Below are 17,463 nucleotides of genomic sequence, written 5' to 3' on the forward strand. Positions count from 1 at the left end.
TCGGTTCTCCGCACGTCGCAATTCGAAATCGGCGCGGTAGATGTGGAAGTCCGAGAAGTTCCGCCCGCCCTCATACATGGCGTCCAGCAGCTCCGCCGCTTCCCGGAGCCGGTCCTGCGCGGGCCGGTCGCTTTCGCTCAGGACCGCACCGATTCCCCGAAGCCTGTGGTACCAGGGAAGACCTTCGTAACCTTCACACACAACGATGTCGGCGAGCTGGGGAATCAACTCGAGAGCCGCGTGAACCCGTACGTGAGCGGCGGTTGAACTCATGCCGACAGCTCGCGCAGCTGTTGTCCGAGCTTCTCCACCTCAGATATCTCAGCCGTGGTCGTCGTCAGCCGGCCGGGTATCCGCAGGTTCGACGCCGCCCGGATGTTCGCCGCGTGCACGCCGGCGGATCATCTCGTTGTGGGCGGCCTCCTCCGGGGTCAGAGGTGGCTGCAGGTTCCCGTGCGCATCGAGGCCGAGGGATTCGGTGAACTTGCCGGGGCTGTGCACCGGCGGGCGGGGCCGCTTCGCCGCTTCCTCCAGGTCGCGTTCGAGCTGCTCCATGGCCTGCCGCGCGCGTTCCCGCTCCTCTTCGGTGACGGGCTCGAATCGGGGCGTCTCACTCACGTCACACCTCCTCTATGTGGATGACCCACTTGTCGATCCTAGGGTTCCACACCTTGCTGATGACCTTGAAGTTCGTGCCCTTGTCGTACAGAATCTCGGCCTCCGGATAGTTCGAGAACGGCGCGATGTCCCTGCCGTTCTTGCCGGTGATCGTCATGAGGGTGTTGCCGTTGAAGGCGCCCTGGGCGACGTTCGGATCCTGGGAGGTACTGGTGAACGCGCGCTCGGTCACCACCTGCCCGGGCTCGTACCTGGCGAGAATCTCATCGGAATACTGTACGCCCCGGTATGTCGTGCCCGGCTGCGGTGGAAGTTTGGCGAGCCCCTCCGAAACCCGGTCCGACCGCGCCTGAATGGCCGTCTTGTCCGCGTCCGAGTACCCGCTGGAGTCACGCAGGAACGGGTTCATCGTCGTGTACCCGTCGTTGGTGGTGTAGTCGTGGAGCGCGGCCCGGTCCGTATCGGTCAGTGGTTGGCCCACCAGGGTGTCGTGCGGGTCATTGACATGGCCACCGCCGTCCGGCGTGTCATGACGGCGGGGAGGACCGGGCTCGTCGCCGTGTTTGAGCGGGTTGGAGCGGGCGAGCTTGTTGAGCATCTGCTTCAACTCGGTGAAGATCTCACCGAGCCGGTGCAGCATCGGCATCAGCCGGCGCAGGCTGTTGATCAGCGCCCGCACAAATGTCTGGATCTTGTCGACCCACTTGGCGACCAGCGCGGCCACCTGCCCGATCACGATCGGGGTGGCCACGCCGAGGGTCAAGCCCTCCTCTGCCAGCCACTGCGGTAACCGCGCCGCGAGCGTACCCACGAACTGCGCGATGAGGTCCCGCACGATCCCGCGGACCATGCCGACGAGCAGGCCGGCGCCCTGCACCGCGTACGAGATGCCGTGCGCCGCGTGGGAGATGCCCTCCATGACCGACAGGTGCAGCCCGGCGTGCTCGCGGTAGGCGTCGCCGGAGGCTCCCTGCCAGTACGCGGTCGCGGAGTTGACCGAATCCGCGTACTGCTGCCGCGCCTCGGCCGTGAACGCGGCGACGTTTCCCCACGTGGCGGCATGCGCGGCAATCTCGTCGGGGTTGCCGGCGAGCCAGTCCAGCGCGTCCTTGAGCGGCTTGACGTGCTCCATCAACCACGCCACGCCCCAGGACACCAGCGACCCGAGCGGGTCGATCACCATGCCGAGCACGTCGAGGCTGCCCCCGACCGTACCGAGGGTGCCGTCGACCCAGCTGTCGTTCTGGATGCCTCTGGAGATCTGGAACGCGTCTTCGACCAGACCGAGGCCGGTGTACCAGGTCGTCGAGCTGTGCGCCTCCGCGACCAGCGGATTGCTCACAGCGGCAGCTCCAGTCGCGGCCTGCCCGATTCGCCGGCGGCGCCGATCCGCTGCGCGCTGCTCACGTCGGTACCGACGGTGTTCTCCGCCGCGGTCCGCAGCTTGGCCGCCGTCTCCCGCAACGCGTCGACGCTGCTGTGCAGCGCGTCGACGCCCAGGTCAAAGACCGGGGTCAACAGCGCCGGCAGGAACTGGCAGAGGACACCGTAGGCCTGGGTGTCCATGGTGACCTCGCGGACCGCGGACCGGGCCGTCTCCACGGCCTCGGACACCTGCTCGACGACGCCCGCATGGTGCTGGACCACTTCGGCCGGAAACCGGACCAGCCCTCCGTCACCGCTACCGACCATGCGGCAGCCCCCTCCCCCGTACCCAGCGAGTCAGGAGCCTATGGACGAAGATCGCCGGTCCACAAGCGTCGTGAGCTGTTAGATCGATAACGAAAGGGCAGGTCAGCCGACCCGGTACTCCTCGTCCCGGACATCGGTGACGAACATGTACCCGGGGGCGTGCGTGATCGCGAACGGCGGGCGCGACGCCATCAGGGCCGCCTGCGGGGTGACCCCGCACGCCCAGAAGACCGGGACGTCACCGGGCTCGCCGACCACCGGGTCGCCGAAGTCGGGCCGGTCCAGGTCGGCGATGCCCAGGGCCGCCGGGTCGCCGACGTGCACCGGGGCGCCGTGCACGGCCGGCATCCGCCCGCTCTCCCGTACGGCGGTGTCGACGAGGTCGGTCGGGACCATCCGCATGGAGACCACCATCGGGCCGTGCACCCGGCCGGCCGGGCGGCACTCCCTGTCGGTCAGGTACATCGCGACGTTGCGTCCCTGGTCGACGTGGCGCAGCGGTACCCCGGCCGCGAGCAGCGCCCACTCGAAGCTGAAGCTGCACCCGATGAGGAACGCGACCAGGTCGTCGCGCCACACGCCGGTCACGTCGGCCGGCTCGTCGACCAGTTCGCCGTCCCGCCAGACCCGGTAGCGGGGAATGTCGGTGCGCAGGTCGGCGCCTGGCGCGAGGACGGTCGCCGGGCTGCCCGGGTCGGTCACGTCCAGCACGGGGCACGGCTTCGGGTTGCGCTGGGCGAACAGCAGCACGTCGTACGCCCAGTCGGCGGGTACGGCGATCAGGTTGGCCTGGGTGTAGCCGCTCGCCCAACCGGCGGTCGGAACGGCGGTGCCCGCCCGGAACAGGCCGCGGGCGGCCGCCGGGTCCAGCGTGGCCGGATCGGAGATCGTGGTCATGGCAGGGGTCCTTTCAGGCCAGTTCCTGACCACGGGTCTCGGGCAGGCCGAGCAGGGCGAGCAGGGCGATGCCGTACCCGACCGCGCCGAACACCATCGCGCCGCCGACGCCCCAGCTGGTGGCCAGGAATCCCACCATAGTGGGGAAGAACGCGCCGACCGCACGGCCGAAGTTGTACGTGAAGCCCTGCCCGGTGCCGCGCAGCGCGGCGGGGTACAGCTCGGCGAGGAACGACCCGAAGCCGCTGAAGATGGCCGACGCGCAGAACCCGTGCGGGAAGCCGAGGACCAGGACCAGGGTGTTCGCCCCGGTCGGGATGTTCGTGTACGCCAGGATGAGCGCCGCCGACAGCACCGCGAACAGCGCGAACGTCTTCTTGCGGCCCAGCCAGTCGGTGACGAAGCCGCCGGTGACGTACCCGGCGAACGCGCCGGTGATGAGGAAGGCGAGGTAGCTGCCGGTGCCGACCACGGTCAGCGCGCGCTCGGTCTTCAGGTACGTGGGCACCCAGGTGGCCAGCGTGTAGTACCCGCCCTGCACGCCGGTCGCGAGCAGCGAGGCGAACACGGTCTTGCGGACCAGGCCCGAGGAGAAGATCGCCCGGAACGAGCCCCGGTGTCCACTTTCGGCTCGCTGCTCGGCTACCTGCGGCGCGTCGGTGACGTTGCGCCGCAGGTACAGGATCAGCAGCGCGGGCAGCGCGCCGGTCCAGAACAGCACCCGCCACGCCAGGTCCGGGCTGACCAGATTGAACACCAGGGTGTACGCGAGAACCGCAAGGGCCCAGCCGACCGCCCAGGAGCTCTGGATGAACGCCACCGCCCGGCCGCGGTAGCGCGGCTGCGCGTACTCGGCGACCAGGATCGCACCGGCTGCCCATTCACCGCCGAAGCCGAGGCCCTGCAGCGCGCGGAACACCAGCAACATCTCGTAGTTGGTGGCGAACCCGCACAGCACGGTGAACACCGCGTACGTGGCGACCGTGATGACCAGAGTGCGTACCCGGCCGATCCGGTCGGCGAGCACCCCGGCGACCGCGCCGCCGATCGCGGAGACCACCAGCGTGACCGTGCTCAGCAGCCCGGCCTCGCCCTTGCTGATGTGGAAGTACGCGGCGATCGCGGTCAGCCCCAGCGGCAGCACCTGGAAGTCGTAGGAGTCGAGCGCGTACCCGCCGAAGGCACCGACGAACGCGCGGCGGCCGCGGGCGCCGAGGGTGCGGAACCAGCCGGTCTCGGCCGGTGTGGTGGTCTCGGTCGTGCTCACGTGCACCTCCCAGGGGTGGGACCTGTCGGCACACCGTAGAGGACTGTTCAACAATCCTTCAAGGGGTCGATTCAGATACGGGGATCGACGTGGACCTTCGGCCGAGGGCCGGCCGGCCGCCGCCCGGCGAGCACGCCGGCCACCTCGTCCAGGCCGACCGTGGCGGCCACCAGCGGCTCGGGGTCCACCCCGCCGGAGGCGTACAGCTCGATCGTCGCCCGCAGGGCGGGTGACGCGCCGAGAATCCCGACCGCCGTCACGTCCCGCAGCGCCAGCTCGCGGGTGTCGACGAGGCTGGGGCTTCCGGCCAGGCCGATGTAGACCACCCGGCCGCCGGGCTCCACCAGGTCGAGCGCCACGGCGGGGACCTCGGCCGCGTTCGTGGCGTCGACGACCGCGTCGTAGGGCAGCGCGGGCAGCGTCGGCGGCGTCCAGGCCCCGGTCACCCCGAGTTCACGGGCCAGCCCCAGGTCCTGTCCCCGTTGGCCGACCACGTGTACCTCGGCACCGCGCGCCAGCGCGAACCGGGCCGCGAGCAGGCCGATCGTGCCCGGTCCCCAGATCAGGATCCGGCGTCCGGGCGCCGCGACGGCGGCCTCGACGGCGCGCAGCGCGTTGCCGCCGGGTTCGACCATCGCACCGGCCGTACGGCTGACGGTGGCGGGCAGGGCGTGCAGGGAGGTGACCGGCACGGCCAGCTGCTCCGCGAGCGCGCCGGGCCAGCCGCCCCGGACGCCGATCTCGTACCGGTCCGCGCACACGTGCTGGCGCCCGCTGCGGCAGCGGTGGCACCGTCCACATCCGAGCATCGTGTCGCCGGTGACCCGCCGCCCGAGCCAACCCGGGTCGACGCCGTCCCCGGCCGCGGACACCACACCGCACCACTCGTGCCCCGGTCGGAGCGGGTACGAGGCGTGGCCCTGATGCAGGTAGGCCATCTCACCGGTGAAGAGCTCCACGTCCGTGCCGCAGACGCCGACCCGCTCGACGTCGACCACGACCTGACCGGGGCCGGCGACCGGATCGGGCACCTCCGCCACGCCGGCGACGCCGGGCGCCGAGACGACGAAGGCCCTCATGCTCGCCACGGCGGTGTCGCCGTGTCCCCGGCCCACCGGGGTGTGGGTACGCCCATGGTCGGAACGTCGGCGAGGAAGAGCCGCCCCGACTCGGGGTGGGCGTCGAGGTCGGCCTCGCTCAGCCCGTCCCGGGCGGTGGTGATGAGCAGCCGGTCACGCCCCTCCCCCACGAAGGCGACGCTGGTGGTGTGCGGCGCCGGTACCGCGACGGTCGCGATCAGCTCACCCCGCGGCGTGTAGCGGCGCACCTCGCCGCCGCCCCAGATCGCGATCCAGAGGTTTCCCTCGACGTCCACGCACAGGCCGTCGGGCAGGCCGTCCGCGATCGACAGCAGTGTCCGCCGCTCGCCGACCTCCCCGGTCACGGGGTCGTACGCCGCCGACCACACGGTGCCGGGCACGCTGTCGACGTGGTACATCGTGCGGCCGTCGGGCGACCAGCCCAGACCGTTGGAGAGCGTCACGCGATCGGCGAGCACCCGTACCGAGCCGTCGGACTCCAGCCGGTAGAGCCGCTCGTCGGAGCGCCGGCCGTCGAGGGAGAGACTGCCGACCAGGAACCGGCCGGCGGGATCGCAGGCGCCGTCGTTGAACCGGCTGTCGGCGCCGCCCGGCAGCAGCCGCGGCCCGAGGTCGAGCCGGCCGTCGGGAGAGATCGTGGCGAGCCCGTCCCGGGCGGCCACCAACAGTCCACCGTCGCTCGCGGGTACGGCCGCGCCGACGGTACCGGGCAGGCTGTGGCCCCGGACCGGCTCGACGCCGTCCGAGCGCAGCGCACCCTCCAGCACGAGGCCCGCCTGGATGTCGACCCACACCACCCGGCCGGTCGGCCCGTCCCACACCGGACCCTCGCCGAGGATGTACGCCTCGCGGCTGGCGACCTGCGCCCGGTACGTCTTCTTCCTGCTTCCCACGCCGCCTAGCGTGCGGCACAATCCGCACATAAATCAATGTTTGTCGAAAGGCGGGCGGATGGCAGAGCTGCGCAGCGCAGAGTGGTACTCCGGCGACGTTCGCAACGCCTACATCCACCGGGCGTGGATGCGCCGGGGCCTGCCGGACTCCGCGTTCACCGATCGCCCGCACATCGCCATCGCCAACACCGCGTCCGACCTCACCCCCTGCAACTCGCACTTCGACGAGATCGCGACGAGCGTCAAGCAGGGCGTGTACGAGGCCGGCGGCATCCCGCTGAACCTGCCGGTCATGTCGCTGGGCGAGACCCTGGTCCGGCCGACCGCGATGCTGTGGCGCAACCTCGCGGCCATGTCCATCGAGGAGATGCTGCGCGCCAACCCGGTGGACGGGGTCGTGCTGCTCGGCGGCTGCGACAAGACCATCCCGGCGCTGCTGATGGCGGCGGCCTCGGTGGACATCCCCGCCGTCGTCGTACCCGGCGGGCCCATGCTGACCGGCCACTTCCGCGGCGCACCGCTCGGCTGCGGCACCGACGTGTGGCGCCTGAGCGAGGAGGTACGCGCGGGCACCCTGTCGGAGAAGCTGTTCCTGCAGTCCGAGTCGTCGATGATCCGCAGCCGCGGGCACTGCAACACCATGGGTACCGCGTCCACAATGGCCTGTATGGCCGAGGCGCTGGGGATGACGATCCCCGGCACCGCCGGTACGCCCGCCCCCGACAGCCGGCTGCTGGAGCGCTCGCACGCGACCGGCCGGCTCGCCGTCGACCTGGTACGCGAGGGCCGCCGGCCGAGCACCGTGCTGACCCGTGAATCGTTCCTCAACGCCATCGTCGCGCTCGCCGCGATCGGCGGGTCGACCAACGCCGTCGTGCACCTGCTCGCCATCGCCGGCCGCCTCGGCGTCGACCTGTCGCTGGACGACTTCGACCGGGTCGGCGCGAACGTCCCGCTGCTGGTGGACCTGCAGCCGGCCGGGCGGTACCTGATGGAGGACCTCCACCGGGCCGGTGGCCTGCTGGCGGTCCTGCGGGAGGTCCGCGACCTGCTCGATCCGCAGGCGTCGACGGTCACCGGTGCGCCGCTCGTCGAGCACCTGGACGACGCGCGGATCTGGGACGAGACCGTGATCCGCCCCCGCGGGAACCCGCTGCTCGACGGCGCCGGGATCGCGGTGCTGCGCGGCAACCTCGCCCCGGACGGCGCCGTCATCAAGCCGGCCGCCGCGTCCCCGGAGCTGCTGCGCCACCGAGGCCGCGCGGTTGTCTTCGACAGCATCGAGGACCTGCACGCCCGGCTCGACGACCCGGCGCTCGAGGTCGACGAGACCTCGGTACTGGTCCTGCGGGGCTGCGGCCCGAAGGGTTACCCGGGCATGCCGGAGGTGGGCAACATGCCGCTGCCCGAGAAGCTGCTCGCCAAGGGTGTACGCGACATGGTGCGCATCAGCGACGCGCGGATGAGCGGCACCGCGTACGGGACGGTCGTGCTGCACGTGGCGCCGGAGGCGGCCGCCGGCGGGGTACTGGGGCTGGTGCGCACCGGCGACCCGGTCGTCCTCGATGTGCCGGGGCGCCGGCTGGAGCTCGACGTCGATCCGGCCGAGCTGTCCCGGCGGAAGGGCTCACCGGAGGCGTCGGCCGCCTTCGCCGCGCCGGTCCGCGGCTGGGAACGGCTGTACGTCGAGCACGTGATGCAGGCCGACAAGGGCGCCGACCTGGACTTCCTGGTCGGGTCGAGCGGGGACCGGGTCAGCCGCGAGTCGCACTGACCTCGGTCCCCATCGCTGATCATCCGGCGGTGCAGGCGGTCCCGTTGAGGTTGAAGGCCGTCGGCGACGGGTTGGCGCCACCGTGGGTGCCCTGGAGCACGAACGACACGGTGCCGTTCGGCGCGATCGAGCCGTTGTAGGGGCTGTTGGCGGCGGTCACGGTCGTGCCGTTCTGCGACACGGTCGACGTCCACGCCTTGGCGACCTTCTGGTCCCCGGCGAACGGGAACGTCAGCTTCCAGCCGTGAATGGCGGTCGTGGACGTGTTGGTGATGGCGACGGTGGTGGTGAAGCCGTCGTTCCAGGACGTGGGCTTGTACGACACCCGGCAGCTCTGCGGAGCGGCCGGTTTCGCACCGCCACCGACACCGTTGACGCTGGCGCTGAACGAGTTGAGGCCGAGACCGGTACCGCCCTGCCACGGCTCGAACCCGGCCTGGATGCTGGTCAGGTACCACGAGTCGGTGACCTTGCTGTGCTTCTGGATGTCCTTGACGAAGTCCAGCACGCTGAAGTTCCAGCTCGTGATCGGTGACGTCGCGACGTACGAGACGACGTCGTTCATGCCGTTGTTGCCGGTCCAGACCTCCCAGGTACGGCCACCGACAGTCACGGTACCGGTCTTGGAGCCCACCGGCTGGGGCCCGCCCTGGTGGTTGAACCAGATCATGAGCTCCTGCTGGTTCACGCCGTCTTCCTTCGGCGCCGGGTCCAGCCAGATGTCGTACGCGGCGTCGTAGGCGCCCTTGGCGGTGGGGTACGAGTAGCTGATGCTGCTCGTCGCACTCTCGATCTTGCTGACCTGCATCGGCAGGTTGGTGCCGTTCGAGCAGTTGGTGTAGTGGCAGCCGTAGTAGATCGCCGGGTACGAGGCCGGCGCGCCGTCGGTGCGCTTGCTGTGGTCCGCCGCGACCGTGAACCCCTTGTCCGTCACGTTGATGCACTGCGAGCTGTCGGCGCCCCAGACGTTGTTCATGACAACGTACTGATCCTGAACGGTCGTGGTGTCGGTCTTGCCGCAGATCTTGGCGTCGGCGTACGCGGGGCCGCTGACGGCCACGGCCGAGGCCGAGGCTGCGAGCAGCAGACCGGCAGCCGTCAGGCCGCGAAGTAGACGTGCCACGGTGCTCCTTGATGCGTGGGGAGGTACAGCGATCTTGGGAGCGCTCCCAAACAGTCCGTGCACGCTAGCACGAGCAGTAACAGGGGTCCAGACAGAGGTGGTGTCGCCGGAGTTGCCGTACCGGCTGCCACCCTGACCAACCCGGGCGACACCCTCCACGGGAGCGGCGATCACCGGTACGCCCGGGAGGCCTGGCGGCACACCCTCTCCCTCCTCGACCAACTGCGCCACACAAACGCAGATCAGGTACGCGGAAGGCTCGACGACCCCGACTGCCCGACAGAGTGCACAGTGGACAGGCAGGTCGTGTGTCGGGCGTCCGGCGGCGGCGTCACCCCATGGACATCAATGCCGTGGTAAGAAGGCTTGGTGATCACCGACGCGAACCCGGACGAGCAACCTGCCGATCCCTTCTTCGACCTCGATGCCTACGCCGGCCTGCCGCGGGTCGGGGGACTGTGGCTGTCGCCGGACGGCCGCCGGCTCGTCGTCGGGGTGGCAAGGCCCGAGCGCAAGAAGAACCGCTACACCACGGCGTTGTGGGAGGTCGACCCGGACGGGGCGCGAACGGCCCGGCGACTGACCCGAAGCTCCCAGGGCGAGTCGGCAGCCGCCTTCACGCCGTCGGGTGATCTGCTGTTCGTGTCGGCACGGCCGGAGCCCGACGGCGACGCCGACGAGGAGCCGAAGGGGGCACTGTGGCTGCAGCCGGCCGCCGGCGGCGACGCCCGGGTGGCGGCCTGCCCGCCCGGGGGCGTGCGTGGCGTCGTCGTGAGCGAGGCCGGGACGATCGTGGTCGGCTCGGCGATGATGCCGTCGTCCACCGACACCGCCAGCGACAAAGAGATCCGCACGAAGCGGAAGGAGGCGGGGGTCTCGGCAATCCTGCACGAGGAGTACCCGGTCCGGTACTGGGATCACGACCTCGGGCCGGCACGTACCCGGCTGCTCGTCGCCGACCTCGCCGAGGACCTCGCATTCACCGACGCCCAACTCGATCTGCGGGACGTCACCGGCCACGCCGGCCGGGCACTGGACGACGAGGCGAGCTGGGACATCACCCCCGACGGTCGCACCGTGGTCGCCACCTGGATGGTGGCCGAGCCAGCCGGGTCGCAGCGGTCCACGGTGGTGGCGATCGACGTGGCCAGCGGTGAGCGCCGGGTCCTGGCCGACGACGTCGACCACGAGTACGAGTCGCCGCGGCTGTCCCCCGACGGCGCCCGCGTCGCGGTCGTCGTTCGCCGACGGTCGACCGCGCACGATCCCGGTGACTGCTGGCTGGGCGTCGTGCCGGTCACCGGTGGCCCGGTTCAGGCCCTGACCGAGGCCTGGGACCGCTGGCCGCACTCCGCCCGCTGGACGCCGGACGGCACCGCACTGATCGTGGCCGCCGATGACCAGGGCCACTCGCCGCTGTGGCGGGTGGACGCCACGACCGGACAGCCCACCAGACTGACCCACGATCACGGTGCCTACACCGACATCCGGGTCTCACCGGACGGGCGCTGGATCTACGCGCTGCGCTCCGCCGTGGACAGTCCGCCCGCCCCGGTCCGGGTCGCCCTGGACGGCGCGTCGGCGCCTGCGCCCCTGCTCGGCCCGGCCGACGCGCTCGGCGTCGGCGTCGGGGTACCGGGACGGCTGGAAGAGGTGACCGCGACCGCCGAAGACGGTACCCCGCTGCGCGCGTGGATCGCGCTGCCGCAACAGGCCGGCACGGACGCGCCGGTACCCCTGCTGCTGTGGATCCACGGCGGCCCGCTCGGTTCCTGGAACGCGTGGTCCTGGCGCTGGAACCCCTGGATCGCCGTGGCCCACGGGTACGCGGTCCTGCTGCCCGACCCCGCTCTGTCCACCGGCTACGGCATCGACTTCATCCGGCGCGGCTGGGGTGCGTGGGGTGACGCGCCGTACACCGACCTGATGGCGATCACCGACGCCGCGCAGGAGCACCCCGGCGTCGACGGGAACCGTACCGCCGCGATGGGCGGCTCCTTCGGCGGCTACATGGCCAACTGGGTAGCCGGACACACCGACCGGTTCGCGGCGATCGTCACGCACGCGTCGCTCTGGGCGCTCGACCAGATGAGCGGGACCACCGACGCCTCGTACTACTGGGCCCGCGAGATGACCCCGGAGATGACGGACTCCCATTCACCGCACCGTTCCGCCGATGCCATCACCACCCCGATGCTCGTCATCCACGGCGACAAGGACTACCGGGTGCCGATCGGTGAGGCCCTGCGCCTGTGGTGGGACCTCCTGTCGCGGTCGAAGGCGGAGGACGGGTCGAGCCCCCACAAGTTCCTGTACTTCCCCGACGAGAACCACTGGATCCTGACGCCCAACCACGCCAAGATCTGGTACTCGACGGTCCTCGCCTTCCTCGCCCACCACGTGGACGGCAAGGAGTGGGAACGGCCGGGCCTGCTCGGGTGACGTGACCCGAGGCTGGTGGCCGCGAGAGTGCGGCCACCAGCGGTACGGTGCGGGGATGGAACAACGCATCAGCCTGGTCACGCTCGGGGTCGCTGACCTGACGCGGTCCCGGACGTTCTACGAGCGGCTCGGCTGGCGCGGCCAGGAGGCCGAGGAGACGGTGTTCTTCCAGGCCGGAGGCGCCGTGGTCGTCCTGTGGGGGCGCGCCAAACTCGCCGCCGACGCGGGCGTCGAGGACAAGGGTACCGACGGCTTCGGCGGGATGGCCCTGGCGCACAACGTCCGGTCGCGGAGCGAGGTCGACGAGGTGCTGCGCGACGCCGCCGCTGCCGGGGCCGAGATGACGCGGGCCGCCGGAGAGACGTTCTACGGCGGTTACGCGGGCTGCTTCGCCGACCCGGACGGCCACGTCTGGGAGATCGCCTACAACCCCGGCTTCCCCCTCGGCCCGGATGGCGCCATCACCGTTCCGGACTTCGGTACGTCATAGGCGCGTAGCCGCGCAACGCCGTTCAGCGACTCCCTCCGGTCACCTTGATCACCTCGCCGGTGATGTAGCTGGACTCCTGGGACGCCAGGAAGACGTACGCCGGGGCGAGTTCGGCCGGCTGAGCCGCGCGCCCCATCGGCGACTCCTCCTTGCCGAACGACTCGACCTTCTCGGCCGGCATCGTCGCCGGGATCAACGGCGTCCAGACCGGCCCCGGCGCGACGGAGTTGACCCGGATGCCCTTGCCGATGACGTCGGCGGCGAGCCCCTTCGTGAAGTTGACGATCGCGCCCTTGGTGGTGGCGTAGTCGAGCAGGCCCGGCGAGGGGTCGAACGCCTGGATCGACGAAGTGTTGATGATGGCCGATCCGGGCCGCAGGTGCGGGACGGCCGCCTTGCACAGCCAGAACATCGCGTACAGATTGGTCTTCAGTACCCGGTCGAACTGCTCGGTGGTGATGTCGGCGATCCCGCCCGGCTGCATCATCTGGTACGCGGCGTTGTTGACCAGCACGTCGATCCGGCCGAACTCGGCCACCGCCCGGTCGATCACCCGGCGGCACTGCGCCTCCTCGCGGAGGTCACCGGGCACGGTCACCGCCGTGCGCCCTGCGTCGCGCACCAGCCGTACCGTCTCCTGGGCGTCCTGCTCCTCCTCCGGCAGGTAGGAGATGAGGACGTCGGCGCCCTCGCGGGCGAAGGCGAGCGCGACGGCGCGGCCGATCCCGGAGTCGCCGCCGGTGACGACCGCCTTGTACCCCTCCAGCCGACCGCAGCCGCGGTAACTCTCCTCGCCGTGATCCGGCCGGTCGGGCATCTCCCCCGTGCGGCCGGGGTGCTCGATCGTCACCCCTTCACCCTCCGCGGGCTGCCCGTACTGCTTGCGCGGATCCTGCCTGCCGTACTGGTCCTCCGCCATCGGCACCGTGTCCTCCTCGTCGGTGTGACGTCGTGACCTTCCATATGCCCGGCCGACGGGGCACCCAACCGGGACGCGATCCCGGTTGCTGTCCACCGGCCGCGGGTACTCCGGGGGCATGAGCAACAGTGACGGTCATGAACGGACCGAGCCCGGCGAGGCCCGGGTGGAGCGCTCCCTCGACCGGATCGTCGAGGAGGGCGAACCCCGGCTGCACCGCGGCTGGCCCGCCCTGGTCGCGACCGGTGCGCTCGGTGGGCTGGACGTCGCCACCGGCGTACTGGCGCTACTGGCCGTGCTCGCCGCCACCGGCGACCATCTCGTGGCCGGGCTGGCGTTCTCGATCGGGCTGATCGCACTGCTGCTCGGGCACAGCGAGCTGTTCACCGAGGGTTTCCTGGTACCGGTGACGGTGCTCGCCGCCGGCAAGTCCCGCATGCTCGACCTGCTGCGGCTGTGGGGCGGCACGCTGGTGGCCAACCTCGCCGGCGGCTGGGTCTTCACCTGGTTGATCATCACGGCGTTCCCCGAGCTGTCCGGGCAGGCCGTCGAGAGCGCGCGGCACTACATCGACCTCGGCATCAACCTGCGCTCGTTCTGCCTGGCCGTCCTCGGCGGCGGCGTGATCACGCTGATGACGCGCATGCAGCACGGGACCGAGTCGATCCCGGCCCGGATCGTCGCCGCGATCGGCGCCGGGTTCCTGCTGGCGGGGTTGCAGCTCAACCACTCGATCCTGGACTCGTTGCTGATCTTCAGCGGGTTCCACACCGGGCACGCGCCGTTCGGTTACCTGGACTGGCTGGGGTGGCTGGGCTGGGCGGTACTGGGCAACGTGGTCGGCGGCATCGGGCTGGTCACCCTGTTGCGGCTGGTCCGCACCAGGCATCAGTTGCAGGAGAAACGGGCCGAAAGCGATTGAAGGTACCGGTAGGTGATCGACATTATGATCGCGTCGTGAAGCTGCTCGTCGCCAACCGCGGTGAGGTCGCGCTGCGCATCCTGCGGGCGGCCCGGGAGCGTGGCGTACCGACCGTTGCCGTGTTCGCCGCCGACGAAGCGGACGCACCGCACGTCGCGCTGGCCGACGAGACGGTAGCGCTGCCCGCGAGCGGCCCGGCGGCGTACCTCGACGTCGAGGCGCTGGTACGCGCGGCGAGGGATACCGGCTGTACCCACCTGCACCCCGGGTACGGGTTCCTCAGCGAGGAGGCCCGGTTCGCCCGGGCCTGCGCCGACGCGGCTGTGGTCTTCGTCGGGCCACGCCCGGAGGTGCTCGAAGTCTTCGGCGACAAGGTGGCCGCCCGCACCGCCGCGGTCGCCGCCGGGGTGCCCGTCCTCGATGCGACCGACGGCGACGCCTCGCTCGACGACCTCCACGCCTTCTTCGACGGTCACCCCGGGGGCGTCGTGGTCAAGGCGCAGTCGGCCGGTGGTGGCCGCGGGCTGCGTGTCGTCACCGAGCGTACGGAGCTCGCCGCCGCCTACGAGCGTTGCGCGGCCGAAGCGACGGCGGTGTCGGGCCGGGCCTCGGTGTTCGCCGAGGAACTGTTCGCCGGCGCCCGGCACGTCGAGGTACAGGTCGTCGGCGCGATCGACGGCGACGGCGTACGGGTGCTGGCGCTCGGCGACCGCGACTGCAGCGTCCAGCGGAGCCTGCAGAAGGTCGTCGAGATCGCGCCCACGCAGGGGCTTCCCGACGACGTCCGGCTCCGGCTGCACGCCGCGGCCGCCAGGCTCTGCAGCGGCGTCGGACTGACCGGCCTGGGTACCGTCGAGTTCCTCGTTCGCGCCGACCGGTTCGTCTTCCTCGAAGTCAACCCGCGGCTGCAGGTCGAGCATCCGGTCACCGAGGAGGTGACCGGCGTCGACCTGGTCGAGGTCGCGCTCGCCGTCGCCGACGGCGCCCGCTACCACGACCTCGACCTGCCGGCGGGGGTCAGCGCGACCTCCGGGCAGCCCGCAGCGGGAGCGGTCGCGTCCGCCACCGGGATCGCGATCCAGTGCCGGCTCAACGCGGAGACCGTCGACGCCGCGGGCCGGGTCGCCCCCGCCGCGGGGCGGCTCGCGGGCTTCGTGGCGCCGACCGGTCGCGGTGTGCGGGTGGAGACCCACGCACGGCCCGGCCTGACGGTCAGCGGCCGCTACGACCCGCTCCTCGCGAAGATCATCACGCACGTACGGTCGTCGTCGTTCGACGCCGCTGCGGCCAAGGCGGCGACCGCCCTGCGCGAGACCCTCGTCGACGGGATCGCGGTCAACCGCGCACTCCTGCTGGCGATCCTCGACGACCCGGAGTTCCGCGGCGCACCGGTGACGACCGGTTGGCTGCCGGCGGCGTTGCCGCGGCTGGTCGCGCACGTCACCGACGACACCGCAGCCGGCGACGCCGCGACCGATGACTCCGCGACCGACGACGCCGCGACCATCGCCGCCGGCCACGATCCGGCAGCGGCCGCGCCGGCGCAACCGGCGCTCGGGCCGGACGAGTCGGCCGTCCGCGCCGAGCTGCTCGGCACGATCGTCCACCTCGCCGAGCCCGGCGAGGTCGTGCCGGCCGGCGGTGACCTCGCCGTCCTCGAGGCGATGAAGATGCAGCACCCGGTCGCCGCCCGGGAACCGGTCACCGTGGCCCGGGTGCTGCGGGCGGCCGGCGAGACGGTCACCGCCGGGACCGTGCTCATGGTGACCAGGCCGGTCGCGGCCCACTCCGCGATCGTCGAGGCCGCGGACGTGCCGCTGGACCACGTCCGCGCCGACCTCGCCGAGGTCCTGGAACGGCACCGCAGGACCACGGACGAGGCCCGGCCGGACGCCCTCGCGAGGCTGCGGGAACGCGGCCGGCGGACCGCGCGGGAGAACCTCGCCGACCTCGTCGACTCCGGCAGCTTCGTCGAGTACGGGTCGCTCGCGCTCGCCGCGCAGCGGCAGAGCCGGCCGGTCGACGAGCTCGTCGACGCCACCCCCGCCGACGGCCTCGTCGGCGGGACGGCCACCGTCAACGCGGACGTGTTCGACGCCCGTACCGATGTCGTTGTTCTGTCCTACGACTACAGCGTGCTCGCCGGCACGCAGGGGCTGGTCAACCACGACAAGACCGACCGGCTGCTCGACGTGGCGCGGCGGCGCGAGCTGCCCGTCGTCCTGTTCGCCGAGGGCGGCGGGGGCCGGCCCGGCGACACCGACCGGGTCACCACCGGGCTGACCGTGCGCACCTTCCGTACGTTCGCCGAACTGCGCGGGCGGGTCCCGCTCGTCGCCGTCGTGTCCGGTCGCTGTTTCGCCGGCAACGCCGCGTTCGCCGGCACCTGCGACGTCATCATCGCCACCCCCGACGCCAACCTCGGGATGGGCGGCCCGGCCATGATCGAGGGCGGTGGGCTGGGCCGGGTGCGCCCCGAGGAGATCGGCCCGGTCGAGGTGCAGACCCGCAACGGCGTCATCGACATCCTCACCGCCGACGAGGCCGAGGCCGTCGCGCTCGCCAAGAAGTACCTCGGGTACTTCCAGGGCCGCGGCCGGGACTGGAAAGCTCCGGATCCGCGGACCGCGCGGCACGTCGTCCCGGCCGACCGGCTCCGCGCCTACGACGTCCGAGCGGCCGTCGACGCGATCGCCGACGTCGATTCTGTCCTCGAGCTGCGGCCGGGCTTCGGGCAGGGCATCGTCACCGCACTCGTACGGGTGGAGGGGCACCCGCTGGCCGTGCTCGCCAACGACAGCCGGTACCTCGGTGGGGCGATCGACGCGACCTCCGCCCGTAAGGCGACGGAGTTCCTGCGGCTGTGCCGCGACTTCCGACTGCCCGTCCTGTCGCTGTGCGACACCCCCGGCTTCATGGTGGGGCCGGCCGCCGAGGAGGACGCCTCCGTGCGCCGCTTCGCGGAGCTGTTCGCCGCCGGCGCGCGGCTCACCGCCCCAACGGGCATGATCATCCTCCGCAAGGGGTACGGCCTCGGCGCGATGGCGATGGCAATGGGCCACCTGCAGGCCCCGCTGTTCACCGTCGCGTGGCCGACCGGCGAGCTCGGCCCTATGGGGCTGGAAGGCGCCGTCAAGCTCGGCTTCCGCAAGGCGCTCGAAGCCGAGACCGACCCGGCCGCCCGGCAGCAGATGTTCGACAGCCTGGTGGCCCTGGCGTACGAGCACGGCAAGGCGCTCAACGCGGCCACGCTCAACGAGATCGACGACGTCATCGACCCCGCCGACTCGCGGCGGTGGGCCCTTCAACTGTGCCGTTGAGCGTCG

The 17,463-nt window shown here is 71.4% G+C and carries 14 protein-coding genes; 5 read left to right on the forward strand and 9 right to left on the reverse strand.

Annotated elements, in window-relative coordinates:
• Positions 1–321: 321 nt before the first annotated feature.
• From Pme01_RS11185 to Pme01_RS11215, 7 genes are all read right to left on the reverse strand, one after another.
• The gene (locus Pme01_RS11185; RefSeq protein ID WP_168115426.1) at positions 322–618 is read right to left on the reverse strand and encodes a hypothetical protein; all 297 of its coding nucleotides are present in this window, start codon (positions 616–618) and stop codon (positions 322–324) included.
• A gap of 1 nt (position 619) precedes the next feature.
• The gene (locus Pme01_RS11190; RefSeq protein WP_168115425.1) at positions 620–1,960 is read right to left on the reverse strand and encodes an ADP-ribosyltransferase; all 1,341 of its coding nucleotides are present in this window, start codon (positions 1,958–1,960) and stop codon (positions 620–622) included.
• Positions 1,957–2,310 carry a type VII secretion target gene (locus tag Pme01_RS11195; RefSeq protein ID WP_168115424.1) on the reverse strand — a complete coding sequence of 118 codons (354 nt, stop codon included), beginning with the start codon at positions 2,308–2,310 and terminating at the stop codon, positions 1,957–1,959. The genes Pme01_RS11190 and Pme01_RS11195 overlap by 4 nt, the downstream gene beginning before the upstream one ends.
• Positions 2,311–2,412: 102 nt before the next feature.
• Positions 2,413–3,207, reverse strand: coding sequence for a putative hydro-lyase (locus Pme01_RS11200; protein WP_168115423.1), 795 nt, complete (start codon positions 3,205–3,207; stop codon positions 2,413–2,415).
• 13 nt (positions 3,208–3,220) lie between these two features.
• The gene (locus tag Pme01_RS11205; RefSeq protein WP_203935550.1) at positions 3,221–4,474 is read right to left on the reverse strand and encodes an MFS transporter; all 1,254 of its coding nucleotides are present in this window, start codon (positions 4,472–4,474) and stop codon (positions 3,221–3,223) included.
• A gap of 71 nt (positions 4,475–4,545) precedes the next feature.
• Positions 4,546–5,589 (reverse strand): zinc-dependent alcohol dehydrogenase, encoded by a 1,044-nt coding sequence (locus Pme01_RS11210; RefSeq protein ID WP_239088156.1) that lies wholly within the window; start codon positions 5,587–5,589, stop codon positions 4,546–4,548.
• The gene (locus tag Pme01_RS11215; RefSeq protein ID WP_239088157.1) at positions 5,550–6,467 is read right to left on the reverse strand and encodes an SMP-30/gluconolactonase/LRE family protein; all 918 of its coding nucleotides are present in this window, start codon (positions 6,465–6,467) and stop codon (positions 5,550–5,552) included. Before Pme01_RS11215 ends, Pme01_RS11210 begins: the two co-directional genes overlap by 40 nt.
• A gap of 58 nt (positions 6,468–6,525) precedes the next feature.
• On the opposite strand from Pme01_RS11215, the gene Pme01_RS11220 reads away from it, so the two are divergent.
• Positions 6,526–8,241 carry an IlvD/Edd family dehydratase gene (locus Pme01_RS11220; RefSeq protein WP_168115420.1) on the forward strand — a complete coding sequence of 572 codons (1,716 nt, stop codon included), beginning with the start codon at positions 6,526–6,528 and terminating at the stop codon, positions 8,239–8,241.
• A 19-nt stretch (positions 8,242–8,260) separates the two neighbouring features.
• Here the strand turns inward: Pme01_RS11220 and Pme01_RS11225 are convergent, their stop codons facing one another.
• Positions 8,261–9,364 carry a GH12 family glycosyl hydrolase domain-containing protein gene (locus Pme01_RS11225; protein ID WP_168115419.1) on the reverse strand — a complete coding sequence of 368 codons (1,104 nt, stop codon included), beginning with the start codon at positions 9,362–9,364 and terminating at the stop codon, positions 8,261–8,263.
• A gap of 369 nt (positions 9,365–9,733) precedes the next feature.
• Between Pme01_RS11225 and Pme01_RS11230 the strand changes: the two genes are divergently transcribed.
• Complete coding sequence (locus Pme01_RS11230) at positions 9,734–11,806, forward strand: prolyl oligopeptidase family serine peptidase (RefSeq protein ID WP_168115418.1); 2,073 nt, start codon at positions 9,734–9,736, stop codon at positions 11,804–11,806.
• A 55-nt stretch (positions 11,807–11,861) separates the two neighbouring features.
• Complete coding sequence (locus tag Pme01_RS11235; RefSeq protein ID WP_168115417.1) at positions 11,862–12,296, forward strand: VOC family protein; 435 nt, start codon at positions 11,862–11,864, stop codon at positions 12,294–12,296.
• Positions 12,297–12,318: 22 nt separating this feature from the next.
• Here the strand turns inward: Pme01_RS11235 and Pme01_RS11240 are convergent, their stop codons facing one another.
• The gene (locus Pme01_RS11240) at positions 12,319–13,215 is read right to left on the reverse strand and encodes an SDR family oxidoreductase (RefSeq protein WP_168115483.1); all 897 of its coding nucleotides are present in this window, start codon (positions 13,213–13,215) and stop codon (positions 12,319–12,321) included.
• Between the two features lie 118 nt (positions 13,216–13,333).
• Between Pme01_RS11240 and Pme01_RS11245 the strand changes: the two genes are divergently transcribed.
• Positions 13,334–14,137 carry a formate/nitrite transporter family protein gene (locus Pme01_RS11245; RefSeq protein WP_168115416.1) on the forward strand — a complete coding sequence of 268 codons (804 nt, stop codon included), beginning with the start codon at positions 13,334–13,336 and terminating at the stop codon, positions 14,135–14,137.
• 35 nt (positions 14,138–14,172) lie between these two features.
• Complete coding sequence (locus Pme01_RS11250; RefSeq protein WP_168115415.1) at positions 14,173–17,457, forward strand: acetyl-CoA carboxylase family protein; 3,285 nt, start codon at positions 14,173–14,175, stop codon at positions 17,455–17,457.
• Positions 17,458–17,463: the final 6 nt, after the last annotated feature.

It is taken from the genome of Planosporangium mesophilum, assembly GCF_016863255.1.
GTDB lineage: Bacteria > Actinomycetota > Actinomycetes > Mycobacteriales > Micromonosporaceae > Planosporangium > Planosporangium mesophilum.